Genomic DNA, 12,427 nt, shown 5'->3' with positions numbered 1-12,427 from the left:
CCTCTGCGACGCAGAGGGAACAGGATCCGAAGGGATCGGTCTTCTCGACATGGCAAAGGGTTGGGATGTCAGCAATGTGGTTTTCACGAATGACATCAAGCAGGGTCTTGGACTCATCGGCTTCAACGGCGATACCGTTGATGGTTAACTTGGCCATACATCACTCCGTGCCGGAAAGACTCGGACCGGCGGAAACATACATATTAAAAAAGAAGGGCGTCATACAAAGACTTGAGCCCGGTATATCGTTGTTTGCGGCTTGCCTTAATACCGGTCGCACCCGTGGACGATAAGGTGCGGCGATAAAAGGTCGGGGCGTCAAACCGGAGTTTTCTGCCTCGAACAGTGGCCACATTTTGTGTCTAACCCGGATCCGGGCTAAGCCGATTTTATGAGGTGATCATGATTAATTACCGTACATGAAACACGACTCTGCGGCAAGTCACAGAAAAACAGGCCACCGGACGTCATGATACAGGGGCTGTATCCGGTGGCCATGCAAGGGGACCCCGTGTGTGAAAAGCAGGCTGACAGGTCTTGCCTGCTTTGACACCGGGGGTTCAGAGGCTTATCCCCTGGCTTCGGGTGCCGACCCGATGCGAACCGCACAGACCTTGAACTCAGGAATCTTGGAGTCCGGGTCCAGCTTGGCGTTGGTCAGGCGGTTGGCGGCGGCTTCGGCGAAGTGGAAGGGGATAAAGACCGTCCCTTTGTGCATCCGGCGGCTGACCTTGACGCGTGCCTTGATATTTCCGCGTCGTGAGGTCACGGTCGCCAGGGTGCCGTCGCTAAGCCCCAAGTTTTTGGCATCGCTTCCCGCCATCTCAACGAAACATTCGGGGGAACGCTCGTTGAGCCCCTTGGATTTACGGGTCATGGTGCCGGTGTGGTAGTGGTAAAGAACCCGCCCGGTGGTCAGGGCCAGGGGGTACTCGGCATCGGTGACTTCCGCCGGGGGTGTCCACTCAATGGGAAAGAAGGTGCCTTTGCCTTTGGCGAAACTCCCCACGTGAAGGCGCGGTGTGCCCGGATGGTCTGCCGTGGGGCAGGGCCAGGGGATGCCCTCCTTTTCGATGCGTTTGTATGAGAGTCCAGAGAAGGCCGGGGTGACGGCGGCCAGCTCGGTAAAAATGGCTTCTGCCGACTTAAATTCCATGGGGACGCCCATGCGTCGTGCGAGGTCACAGACAATCTCCCAGTCCGCAGGGACGCCTTCTGGACCGTCTACGGCTTTTCGAACGCGTTGGACGCGACGTTCCGTGTTGGTGAAGGTGCCCTCTTTTTCAGCAAAGCACAAGGCCGGAAGGACAACATTAGCGGCCTGGGCTGTTTCGGTCATGAAGATGTCCTGAACCACCAGAAACTCCAGGTTGTGAAACCCTTTTTCCGTGTGGTTGAGATCGGCTTCGGAGACCAGCGGGTTTTCACCGATGACGTACAGAGCCTTGAGGGTCCCGTCGATGGCCGCGTCCACCATATCCGTGGCGGTGATGCCCGGTGTGCGTGAGAGGCCGGTGACACCCCAGGCTTTTTCCATGGTTTGGGCGTGACTCTCATCATGGACTTTTCGGTACCCGGGATAGACGTCGGGCAGGCCCCCCATGTCGCAGGCACCCTGGACGTTGTTCTGTCCGCGCAAGGGATTGACCCCGCCGCCTTCGATGCCCAGGTTGCCGCAGACCATGGCCAGGTTGGCCAGGGACTTCACGGCGTTGGTCCCATTGATGTGCTGGGTGATGCCCATGCAGTAGAGGATGGATCCTTTTTCGGCACCCGCATAAAGACGTGCGGCTTCTACCAGGGTGTTGCCGGGGATGCCGGTAATCTTCTCGACGTATTCTGGGGTAAAGGGGGCCACCGCTTCAGCCATGGCGTCAAAGCCTTCGGTGCGATCAAGGATGTATTCTTTTGCCTGAAGCCCCTCTTTAAGAATCACGTGGATCATCCCGTTGATCCAGGCAATATCCCCACCGGGTCGGGGGGCCATTTTGAGGGTGGCGTACTGTTTCAGGGTGATCTCACGGGGGTCGATGACGATGAGCCCTTTGCCACCGAATTTAGCGGCCCGTTTGATCGCCGATGAGATGACGGGGTGGGTCTCCGTGGTGTTGGAGCCCGTCACAAGAATGACGTCTGCCTTTTCAATGTCTGAAATAGGGTTTGTCATGGCACCACTTCCGAAGGCGGCGGCCAGACCGGCCACCGTGGAGGAATGTCATAACCGTGCGCAGTGATCAATATTGTTGGTTTTCAATACCGTGCGCGCGAACTTTTGGGCGATGTAGTTCTCTTCATTGGTGACGCGGGCCGAGGTGAGCACACCCACGGCATCGGCATGGGCGCCTGCGATCTCTTTGAATCGCCTGGCCGTGAGGTCCAGGGCTTCGTCCCAGGAGGCTTCCCGGAATGCACCGTTTTCTTTGATCAGGGGGGTGGTGAGGCGATGCTCCGAGGCGATGAAGTCAAATCCGTAACGTCCTTTGACACAGAGACTGCCGTGGTTGGGGGCGACCTCTTCGCAGCCGGTAACATGCCAGACCCGGTTGTTCTTCACATGGAGGTTCATCTGGCAGCCCACACCGCAGTAGGAGCAGGTGGTTTTGACCGCTCGGGTTTCAGACATGCGGGGAACCAGACGGGCATTCTTGGGAACCAGGGCCGCGACCGGACAGGCCTGGACGCACTCTCCGCAGAAGACACAGTCTGAATCTTTCAAGGCCCGGTCACCTTTGGTGACGATTTTGGCTTCGGCGCCGCGGTAGCCGAAATCGATGGCTTCGTTGACCTGAACTTCGTTGCAGGCCTGGACGCAACGACCGCAGAGGATGCATTTGGAAAAATCCCGGAGAATGAAGGGGTTTGCCGCTTCCATGGGATACTTGACGCCCGAGGGTGTGAAGGTGGCTCCCTTGACTTTGTAGCGGAAGGCGAGGTCCTGGAGACGGCAGTCTCCAGAGGAGGGGCAGACCAGGCAGTCATCGTGGCGCCCTGACGTGAGCATGAGTTCAATGGTCATGCGCCGGGAACGAATCACTTCAGGGCTTTCGGAGTGGACCACCATGCCCGCTGTGGCCGGGACGGTGCAGGAGGTCATGAGGGTTCGGGCTCCCTCGACTTCGACCACGCAGACTCGACAGGCACCCGTGGGGGTGGCTCCCTTCAGGTGGCAGAGGGTGGGGATATCGATGTGGTTGCGCCTGGCAACTTCCAGGATGGTTTCGCCTTCGGTGAATCGAAGTGCCCTTCCGTCGATGATCATGCTCTTGTCTTTATGTTCCATCTCAAGTCTCACCTTGTCTGTTTTTTGGTTAAGGCTAGTCTGCCATGGTAAAAAAGAAACCACAGCGGTTGGGAGGATACACACACCTCTGGTGGCGAGAGGATTTGTTTTAAAAGCGGAGATCAGATACGTATGCCACACGATTCCTTCGCCTCTCCGTCGAGAGGCGAAGTGATGGTTGATTCTATCATGACGGGTATGGCCGGGACGATACCCGTCATCAGCAAATTTATGGGGTAACCCCTATCTTTTTGCCATTAATCAATGGCGTCAAAGGGGCATTTATCGTAGCAGCTCATGCACTGAATGCATTTCGTTGTGTCGATAAAGGCCACCTCTTTTTTCTTCCAGACAATGGCGTCAGCCGGGCATGCCTTGAAGCAAAGACCGCACTTCTTACATTTTTCGGCATCTACCGTGAACTTCAGCAGGGCCTGGCAGGTCTTGGCCGGGCATCGTTTCTCGAAGATGTGGGCCTTGTACTCGTCCATGAAAAAACGCATGGTGGAGAGCACGGGGTTTGCGGCGGTCTGGCCGAGGCCGCACAGTGAAGAGTTGCTGGTCACCTCACAGAGATCTTCCAGGGATTTCAGGTCGGCCGCTTCGCCTTTGCCGTCACAGATTCTCTCCAGGATTTCGAGGATGCGGCGGGTGCCTTCCCGACAGGGGGTGCATTTGCCGCAGGACTCATCTTGAATAAAATCCATAAAAAAACGGGCCATGTCCACCATGCAGGTGCGGTCGTCCATGACAATGGCACCACCAGAGCCCATGATGGCCCCGACCTTGGCGATCTCTTCGTAGTCGATGAGGGTGTCCAGGTGCTGCTCGGGCACGCAGCCGCCGGAGGGTCCGCCCAACTGGACAGCCTTGAATTTACGTTTGTTGGGAATGCCACCGCCGATGTCGTAGATCAAGGTGCGGATCGGCAGGCCCATGGGCACTTCCACGAGGCCGATGTTGTTGATGTCGCCGGAGAGGGCGAATACTTTGGTTCCTTTGCTTTTTTCGGTGCCGATGGAGGCGTACCACTCTCCCCCTTTAAGGATGATCTGCGGGACGTTTGCAAAGGATTCTACATTGTTCAAAATGGTGGGCTTGTCCCAAAGTCCCTTGTAGGCAGGGAAGGGAGGCCGAGGGCGGGGCATGCCGCGTTTGCCCTCGATGGAGCGCATGAGGGCAGTCTCTTCTCCGCAGACAAAGGCGCCGGCACCCTGGTAGATTTCGATGTCGAAGTCGAACCCCGAGCCGAGGATGTTCGTTCCCAGGAGTCCATACTCTTTGGCCTGGGCGATGGCGATCTCAAGGCGCCGGATGGCCAGCTGGTATTCTGTACGGCAGTAAATGTAGCCTTTTGTCGCGTTGATGGCCTTGGCCGCGATGGTCATCCCCTCCAAGATTACATGGGGGTCGGATTCCAGGATGCTTCGGTCCATGAAGGCCCCGGGGTCTCCTTCGTCGGCGTTGCAGAGGACGTATTTTTCTGCCCCTTTGCTGGAATGGGCGAATTTCCACTTGAGGCCCGTGGGAAACCCTGCCCCGCCTCGGCCCCGAAGGCCTGAGGTCAGCATTTCATCGATGATCTCTTCGGAGCTCATCTCATTAAGGGCTTTGGCGGCACCGAAATAACCGTCACGGGCGATGTATTCGTCGATGACCTCCGGGTCAATGGCCCCTTTGTTTCGCATGGCGCGATAAACCTGGTTGGAGAAGAAAGGGATGTCGTCGATGTGAGGTATCTTTTCTTTACTCATGTGCTCTTTGAAAAAGAGACGGGGTACAGGGCGGCCTTTGAGGAAATGTTCCTCCACCAGCTCGGGGACATCCTCTGCGGTGAGTTTCTGGTAGAAGATCCCTTCGGGTTGGACCAGCATGACAGGCCCCACGGCACAAAACCCGTTGCAGCCGGTCTCAACTATCTTGATTTCATCGGTGAGCCCCTGACGATTCAGCTCAGCATCGAGTGCTTCATGGAAACGTTTGCTGCCGGTAGCATGGCATCCGGTACCGCTGCACAGCATCAGCTGCATTCTTGCTTTACTCATCTCTTTCTCCTGATTTGGAGTCGCTTTTATAGAGTTCGAAGGTCGTCCGAGTGTTCGGTGTTTCCTGTTCTCGTGGCAGCGTACCCTGACTAATCTGGACGCATGCAGGATTGCGTCCGTTAAAGGGGCGCATCTCGGCCTTGTCGCTGTTCGAAATCCATGGGTGCTTACTGATAATCTTCCAGAATGCCTTTCACCTGCTTGGGATCTACATTGCCGTGGATGTCTTCATTGACAACCATGACAGGGGCGAGGCCACAGGCCCCCAGGCAGCGGACGCCTTCCAGCGTAAAGCGACGGTCCGGCATGGTCTCCCCTTCGGAAATACTGTAGCTGTTGCGGATGTGATTCAGTATTTCTTTGATCCCTTTGACGTAACAGGCGGTCCCTGTACACGCTTTTATGATGTTGCGACCCTTGGGCTTGAGAGAAAAAAGAGAGTAAAAAGTAGCCACCCCGAATACTTGACTTGAGGCTAGATTCATGCCTTCGGCGATGTAATCAAGAAGGGGGGGAGGGAGGTAACCGACGGTGTCCTGGCAAAGGCGCAGGGCCGTAATGAGCGAACCGGGGACGGAGCTGTGTTCATCAAGGATGGTGTCGATGCGGGTCCACATCTCAGCGGTGACGTCCGGATGCTCGGGATGGTGGTCCATAACCATGGCAAGTCTCCAAGCCGAAGAACGGTGTTCTTCGATTCCGTTGAATTAGAATGAGTGATTAATAGTTGGAGTTTATTGCGTGGGTCCCGAAGGAGGGAGCCCAGTGCAATTTCATTTCCGTACCATTAAAAATGAATAATTGCTTGTCGGTTAGAATGCAAGGGGAAACTTTGAATTGGCAGTAGAAAATGAATACCTTTGAGGTAATTACTTTCCATTGACAGTAATCGGACAATGAAATATATCTTGAATTATCTCATCTGGGGGACTCTTCCGCTGTTTAATTGTCCTGTTTTTCGTTTTATTTTAGATTGTTAATTTTATTAAGGCCCGTGTTTTTTTATCATGTTTTTGGTGGCCTCGGCCTTTAACTATTTTTAAAAATTGGAACGGTGTTCAATGTGGGCATCTTGGTTTAAAGGCCGGTCCGTCACGACACTGTCATGACAGCTTACTTGGGGTCCAAAGATGAAACTTGTTGATATTGCCAGAGTTCTGGAGGCGAAGCTTCTATCAGGAGAACCGCATCTGGACAGGGAGTTCGAGATCTGCAGAGGCAGTGACCTCATGAGTGATCTTCTGGCTAATTTCGCGGATGGCGGGGTCTTTTTAACGGGGCTGCCCACAGTGCAGGCGGTGCGCACTGCGGTGGTCTCCGGGGTGGGGGGCATCGTGTTTGTCCGGGGTAAGGCACCGCCGGACGAGGTGCTGGAACTGGCAAAACGAGAGGGCCTGCCTGTTCTAACGACACGGCTTTCTATGTTTGTCGCCTGTGGCCGGCTTTATTCAAGTGGGATGGCGGGCCACGATGGAGCGCGCTGATCTGCTGCCCCGATCGGTTGATGAATTGTACATTCATGCCCTTTGGGGAACCTCAGCATGGGCAGGGGCCGGATTCAGTCATTCGGCAGGGCGTAAGACGGGTGTGCCGGAGGGGGCTCCGGTAAATCAGGGGGCGCCAGATGTGACCTGCGTTATTTGGAGTAACAGGACCATGAACCGACTCAGGCGGACCTACCCGGTGAGACATGGTGATTTCATCCATGCCGGAGAAGCGTCCATTCATGTGAAGAATACGCTGAAGTCTCTCAGCTATTGCCCCGATCTTGTGCGGCGCGTTGCCATCTGTGGGTATGAAGCAGAGATGAACCTGGTCATGCATGGTGGCGACGGGGTGTTGACGGTGGTGATCGCGGCGGATGAGATTCGGCTCGAGGTGGCCGACACGGGGCCGGGAATTGAGAACACGGAACTGGCCATGCAGGAGGGGTATTCCACGGCCCGTGACGAGTACCGGGAGATGGGCTTCGGGGCTGGGATGGGGCTTCCCAACATGAAGCGGAATTCCGACGAGATCACCGTGGATTCCTCGCCGGGGCAGGGGACGGCGGTGACCATGGTGTTCTCCGTCGGTGGGAGGTGCCCATGAATTCTGTTCATCATGGGACCGGTTGTTACGTTAGTTTTGACACCTCCCTTTGTGACGGATGCACCCGGTGTGTCAAAGGGTGCCCCACCAAAGCCCTTCGCGTTCGACATGGCAAAGTCGTGCATATGCAGTCGGCCTGTATCGGATGCGGAAATTGTTTGCGTATTTGTCACACGGGGGCCGTTCGAGCCGCCACCACCGATTTGTCCCACCTGAAAAAGAGCCGTATCTCAGTGGCTCTGGTCACTCCCATTCTTTACGCTCAGTTTCCCGGCGTGCTTCCCAGAGATATCTTAAAAGGCCTCAAGCGACTCGGCTTCCATCACACCGTGGACATGTCGTATTTTTTTGAGATGTTTCAGTGTGCCACCGAAGAGTTTGTAAGGGAGAATCGAGAGGTCGGCAAGGCCCCCTGGCCATTGATCTCGCCGGTTTGTCCGGTGGTCATGCGGTTGATTCAGACGCGTTTTCCGAGCCTTATTCCTCATATTCATCCCATCATGCGACCCGTGGCCATCATGGCGAAGCAAGTGACCCGAATCTTGAGTAAACACTATGGGGTGAACGAAGGCTTTATCAGTATGTATTACATCAACCCCTGTCCCACCAAAAAAGGAGACGACCCGAAAACGCCGGATCAGTCCTTTACCAACGGGGGGCCATACGCTATGGGTATTTGTGATATCTATACTCAGTTAGCAAAAGAGGTGGAGCATGTTCGAAGCCTTGATGACATTCCCATGACTTTTTCCAGTTATGAGTTTGAGCAGTGTACCTCGGGGGATGGCCTCCTTTGGGGGATGGTCGGTGGAGAAATCGTTGCCTCTCATATCGAAAAATCTCTTTCGGTCTCAGGCATTGATGAAACGGTCAGTATGCTCGAAAAGATTGAAATGGGGCTTTTTCGGGACATCGAATACATTGAGCTTCGTGCGTGCACCGAAGGGTGCATCGGCGGGGCTCTGACGGCCATTGATAAATACCTGGCGAAAAGTGCCTGTCAGCGGATGATTAATCTTCTGGGGACAGGCAAGCGTTTGAATCGGGACCGCATCAACAGGCTCTATGAGAAAGAGTGGTTCTTTTCCAGACGAACGGAGCAGGGCGGTTTGGTCAGTGAGGGGTTTGCCGGTCACTCCTTTACCATTGAGGAGATGCGAAAAATTGACGGGCTGGTTCAGCTGATCAACGGTCGAGATTGCGCCGCCTGCGGTGCCCCGGATTGCCGTACCTTTGCCGAGGACGTGATACGCGGGGATGCCTCCGCCGATGATTGCCTGGTTCTTCGGGCCAGGGGGCTGACGGTGGCGCAGGTAACGGAATACATGAACAGGTAAGTGAGGAGTGCGGGCATGCGTGTCAGCGAAATGATTGAACGATACGGTCTGAAAGTGGAAGCCGGCGAAGGCGGGTTGGACCGGGAGGTGCGGGCCGGGTATTGCGGGGATTTGTTGAGTGAAGTGATTGCCAATGCAGCTGCGGAGTCTGTCTGGATTACCGTGCAGGGGCATCAGAATATTGTGGCTGTGGCCATTCTCAGGGAATTTGCCGCGGTGGTGATTAGCTCGGGCAACAAACCCGACAAAGAGACCATGGATAAAGCCAACGCAGAAGGCATTCCCCTTCTCTCCTGGAAGGGCAGTGCCTATGAATTGGTCGGTAAACTCTTCAGTGAGGGCCTGGGTTGACCATGATGCGCCACCTCTCCGCTGATCTGCATATTCATACCTGCCTTTCGCCTTGCGGGGATCTCTCCATGGATCCGAAGCGGGTGGTGGAGAGAGCGCTTGCCAGCGGCTTGGACCTGATCGCCATCTGTGACCACAACAGCACGGCCAATTGCGCTGCGGTGGTCGAGGCCGCCGAGGGATGCTCTCTTCAGGTTCTTCCCGGCTGTGAGATTTGCACGGCAGAGGAGATTCATCTGCTGGCGCTGTTTGAAAATATGGAGATGACGCATGGGATTCAGGCGTATCTGGCGGCACACCTGACGGGCACCAACACCCCGGAGGTTTTCGGCTACCAGATTGAGGCCGATGCCGAAGGCAATTTTACGGGAGAGTGTACCGACTTTCTTTTGGGTGCCCTGGATCAGGGGGTGACGGAGGTGGTGAATTCCATCCGTCGGATCGGCGGATTGGTGGTCTGTGCCCACATCGACCGCCCGAGTTTTTCCGTGATCTCTCAACTGGGCTTTATGCCCCCGGACCTTGTGCTCGATGCGGTGGAGATGACCCTGCCGGGGATTCAAGGGGCTTTCCCTTTATCCCATGCTGCGGGGTTTACGGTTATCACCTCCTCGGATGCCCATTTCCCGGAGGATGTGGGGCGCTGGAGTACCCTCTTTGAGATGGAAGAACCCAGTTTTTCTGAGCTGGCCATGGCCCTTCACGGGGTGGCCGGTCGTTCGGTGGCGGGCTATAAAGAGAAAGCCGTCGTCGGTTCTTTGTGGGGGCCGGTATGAAAGAGATCTCCCTGCATATTTTAGATGTGGTTGAAAATGGGATTACTGCCGGTGCCGACCTGATCACCTTGTGGGTGGATGAGGCGGTGGATCGCAATCTTCTTTCTGTCGCTATTTCCGATAACGGACGAGGCCTCTCTGCCGAGCAGCAGGCGAAGGTGTCGGATCCTTTTTTTACCTCCCGTACCACCCGGCGTGTGGGGATGGGACTCTCTCTTCTGAAAGCCGCCGCCGAACGCTGTGGCGGAGGGTTCTCCTTTGCTTCTGAGGAAGGGAAGGGGTCCCGTGTGACCTGCTCTTTTTTGTACCGTCATATCGACCGGGCGCCTCTGGGGGACATGGCCATGACCCTTGAAGTGCTGATGGCGGGTTACCCGGAGGTGGATTTTTTCTATTGTCATTTGTACAATGGGCGTGAGTTTGAATTCGATACGCGGAAGATTCGGCAGGAGCTGGAAGGAGTCCCCTTGAATGAGCCTGCCGTGCTCCGGCACCTGAAGGCAGGAATTGAAGAGGAACTTGAGAGGCTTAAAGAAAGATAAAAAGAGGTTCGAATGCGTCGCTATCTATGCAGTTCGGCTTTTTATCGTCATCTCAAAGATGAGAAAAAGGTTTGATTTAAAGACGGACGTTGTTAGTCTTGGATTTAACCCCGAAATTTTATTTTTTGACTCTATCGCCGGGGAGATTACGGCTTACCACGCCCTGATGTGCTCAGGGCCAACAGACACCAGATTGGGAAGGAGACGTTGATATGGCAAAACTCTCTGTTGCAGACCTCAAAGCACTGAAGGAAAAGGTATCTAAGGATATCTCATTGCGTGAAGGCAAGGCCAGGGTGCTTGTGACGGTGCACATGGGGACCTGTGGCATCGCATCCGGTGCCCGGGCTGTCATGGACGCCCTGATGGAAGAGATGGACGCCACTGACCGCGTTGACATCCGCGTGATGGCGGCCGGTTGTCTGGGGATGTGCAGCAGCGAACCCAACGTGACCGTTGAGATTGACGGGGAGGCCCCCGTCGCCTATCAGCTGATGAATGCCAACAAGATGCGTCAGGTGTTTAAACGTCATGTGCTCCTGGGAGAGGTTCAGTCCGACTTTGCCATGGCGACGATGTAGCTTGGGTCTGAAAGACATTTGGCAGCCGGACGACGTGCCAGGTCATGTCTGATGGAACCGATGATGAAGGCGGCAGGATGGAGTGTGTCCATGCCGCCTTTTTGGGGAGGGCTCTTCTTTATGGCCGTGCGAATATAGCCCGGATATTTTACGAAAACGAGTAGAAAACGGTAAACTATATTGTAACTATTCAGCTGCGGGAAAATGACCAATCTATTCGGCCGATAGGGAGGATGGTCATACACGAAAAACACGAACAGTGCCGCATTCAGCGGACCCAAAAGAGATTTTATTTTCTGATTACCATCCTTTCTCAGCCCCCCCATCATCCGCACTGCGACGGCCCGTGGGATGGGCAAAGCGCGAAGCGTGCCCATCTTTCATTGGGGGAACCCGCAACGATGAAAATGACAAAATACCGGAAACCCGACACCGGTCCCCGCCGTGGGCGGTTATAGCCGCGCCCGATGGGCACGGTACTGCCTTTGCCCATCAGGGTTCTAACCGTATCCACCGGACAGGAGTCGTGCAGAACCTATACGTGCCCGATGATTCAGTAAATATGGCTGAAAATGAATGGTAAACAATTTTTATTGGTAACTATTCAGTTCATGCCACCCAATCGCCACACACCGATGCAGCAGGGGCGATGAAGAAAGAAACCGCATAAAGGGTCTGGCCTTTGGTAACCGTGTCGATGTGAAAGGTAGGGTGCGCCGTGCGCACCGCTTAACATCCGATAAACCTGCAACGCCGCATTTTGTGATAAGTGTTGAGACGGGGCCGGCGGCTTGCGTGACGTTGAACGGTGCGGGTGCCGCACCCTACGGGCTGAAACGTTTTTGCGAAACTTTTTTCAAAAAGAGACCAGGCAGAGACAGGATGAAGCTGAATGGTGAACATTACATTTTGCATTTTTGAAACGACTGAAAATATTACTGCGAAGAACTGTCATTACGGATTATTCCTTAGTCCTGATTGTTTTCTCATGAAATATCCGGGTTAGGGCCTCTTGCCCTATATCCCCTTATCATGAATGAAAGGGGGCAGTGACTCCCAGCCCTTCATGGCGACGGTATGATCGCTATTTCTTGGGTCAGGAGCGTGAGATCTCTTCTTCGGGGGAAGAAGATGAGAATGACCCGGGTTTTTAGTGTCCGTGCTGGCTTGTGGCTTCAATGAAACACCCGCCACCACCGCCACCTCCGCTATCCTCTGTTGTCGGCGTGACACCGGTGTTGACCTCTTGCGTTCCTTGATTGTCGGTGGTAGAACCGTCATCAGTGGTAGAACCGCCGGCGGTGGTTTTGGTGACCGTCGCAGTGAGCGACAGGGGGGACTCCGGGGTTCCAAGATTAAAAGGATCAAAAATTGTTCCCAATACGGTTCCGTTCTTCAAATCAAGGTTGCTCACATCAGATTCC

General features: G+C 54.9%; 12 protein-coding genes. 7 read left to right on the top strand and 5 right to left on the bottom strand.

Annotation, left to right across the window (positions count from 1 at the left end):
• The 4 genes from Q1Q75_RS22680 to Q1Q75_RS21260 all read right to left on the bottom strand — a co-directional run.
• The coding region (locus Q1Q75_RS22680) for a 2Fe-2S iron-sulfur cluster-binding protein (RefSeq protein ID WP_366945281.1) at positions 1-157 on the bottom strand (157 nt) is incomplete at its 3' end.
• 411 nt (positions 158-568) lie between these two features.
• The gene (gene fdhF, locus Q1Q75_RS21270) at positions 569-3,280 is read right to left on the bottom strand and encodes a formate dehydrogenase subunit alpha (protein ID WP_300674985.1); all 2,712 of its coding nucleotides are present in this window, start codon (positions 3,278-3,280) and stop codon (positions 569-571) included.
• 257 nt (positions 3,281-3,537) lie between these two features.
• Positions 3,538-5,325 (bottom strand): NADH-quinone oxidoreductase subunit NuoF, encoded by a 1,788-nt coding sequence (nuoF, locus tag Q1Q75_RS21265; RefSeq protein ID WP_300674983.1) that lies wholly within the window; start codon positions 5,323-5,325, stop codon positions 3,538-3,540.
• 167 nt (positions 5,326-5,492) lie between these two features.
• On the bottom strand, positions 5,493-5,987 hold the full coding sequence (locus Q1Q75_RS21260) for an NAD(P)H-dependent oxidoreductase subunit E (protein ID WP_300674982.1): 495 nt from the start codon (positions 5,985-5,987) through the stop codon (positions 5,493-5,495).
• 468 nt (positions 5,988-6,455) lie between these two features.
• Between Q1Q75_RS21260 and Q1Q75_RS21255 the strand changes: the two genes are divergently transcribed.
• The 7 genes from Q1Q75_RS21255 to Q1Q75_RS21225 all read left to right on the top strand — a co-directional run bounded on the left by Q1Q75_RS21255 (position 6,456) and on the right by Q1Q75_RS21225 (position 11,003).
• Positions 6,456-6,809, top strand: a complete 354-nt coding sequence (locus Q1Q75_RS21255; RefSeq protein ID WP_300674981.1) for a DRTGG domain-containing protein — start codon at positions 6,456-6,458, stop codon at positions 6,807-6,809.
• A 172-nt stretch (positions 6,810-6,981) separates the two neighbouring features.
• On the top strand, positions 6,982-7,416 hold the full coding sequence (locus Q1Q75_RS21250; protein WP_300674980.1) for an ATP-binding protein: 435 nt from the start codon (positions 6,982-6,984) through the stop codon (positions 7,414-7,416).
• The gene (locus Q1Q75_RS21245; protein ID WP_300674979.1) at positions 7,413-8,753 is read left to right on the top strand and encodes a [Fe-Fe] hydrogenase large subunit C-terminal domain-containing protein; all 1,341 of its coding nucleotides are present in this window, start codon (positions 7,413-7,415) and stop codon (positions 8,751-8,753) included. The genes Q1Q75_RS21250 and Q1Q75_RS21245 overlap by 4 nt, the downstream gene beginning before the upstream one ends.
• A gap of 15 nt (positions 8,754-8,768) precedes the next feature.
• Entirely contained in the window at positions 8,769-9,104 is a 336-nt protein-coding gene (locus Q1Q75_RS21240; RefSeq protein WP_300674978.1) for a hypothetical protein, read from the top strand.
• A 2-nt stretch (positions 9,105-9,106) separates the two neighbouring features.
• Entirely contained in the window at positions 9,107-9,880 is a 774-nt protein-coding gene (locus Q1Q75_RS21235) for a PHP domain-containing protein (protein ID WP_300674977.1), read from the top strand.
• A complete protein-coding gene (locus Q1Q75_RS21230) occupies positions 9,877-10,422 on the top strand; it encodes an ATP-binding protein (RefSeq protein WP_300674976.1) in 546 nt (181 codons plus the stop codon). The genes Q1Q75_RS21235 and Q1Q75_RS21230 overlap by 4 nt, the downstream gene beginning before the upstream one ends.
• 212 nt (positions 10,423-10,634) lie before the next feature.
• Positions 10,635-11,003: a (2Fe-2S) ferredoxin domain-containing protein gene (locus Q1Q75_RS21225; RefSeq protein ID WP_300674975.1), complete on the top strand. Its 369-nt coding sequence runs from the start codon at positions 10,635-10,637 to the stop codon at positions 11,001-11,003.
• Positions 11,004-12,153: 1,150 nt separating this feature from the next.
• Here Q1Q75_RS21225 and Q1Q75_RS21220 read toward each other — a convergent pair.
• The coding region (locus Q1Q75_RS21220; protein WP_300674974.1) for a hypothetical protein at positions 12,154-12,427 on the bottom strand (274 nt) is incomplete at its 5' end.

The organism is Desulfoluna sp. (genome assembly GCF_030145185.1).
In the GTDB taxonomy this organism is placed as follows: Bacteria; Desulfobacterota; Desulfobacteria; order Desulfobacterales; family Desulfolunaceae; genus Desulfoluna.
This window is presented reverse-complemented; position numbering and strand designations above follow the sequence as displayed.

Bases quoted from the DNA above. Each gene is read 5' to 3' on its own strand.
- Q1Q75_RS21240 (WP_300674978.1), top strand. From the start codon at position 8,769: ATGCGTGTCAGCGAAATGATTGAACGATACGGTCTGAAAGTGGAAGCC.
- Q1Q75_RS21250 (WP_300674980.1), top strand. From the start codon at position 6,982: ATGAACCGACTCAGGCGGACCTACCCGGTGAGACATGGTGATTTCATC.
- Q1Q75_RS21260 (WP_300674982.1), bottom strand. From the start codon at position 5,987: ATGGTTATGGACCACCATCCCGAGCATCCGGACGTCACCGCTGAGATG.
- Q1Q75_RS21245 (WP_300674979.1), top strand. From the start codon at position 7,413: ATGAATTCTGTTCATCATGGGACCGGTTGTTACGTTAGTTTTGACACC.
- Q1Q75_RS21235 (WP_300674977.1), top strand. From the start codon at position 9,107: ATGATGCGCCACCTCTCCGCTGATCTGCATATTCATACCTGCCTTTCG.
- Q1Q75_RS21225 (WP_300674975.1), top strand. From the start codon at position 10,635: ATGGCAAAACTCTCTGTTGCAGACCTCAAAGCACTGAAGGAAAAGGTA.
- Q1Q75_RS21255 (WP_300674981.1), top strand. From the start codon at position 6,456: ATGAAACTTGTTGATATTGCCAGAGTTCTGGAGGCGAAGCTTCTATCA.
- Q1Q75_RS21230 (WP_300674976.1), top strand. From the start codon at position 9,877: ATGAAAGAGATCTCCCTGCATATTTTAGATGTGGTTGAAAATGGGATT.
- nuoF (WP_300674983.1), bottom strand. From the start codon at position 5,325: ATGAGTAAAGCAAGAATGCAGCTGATGCTGTGCAGCGGTACCGGATGC.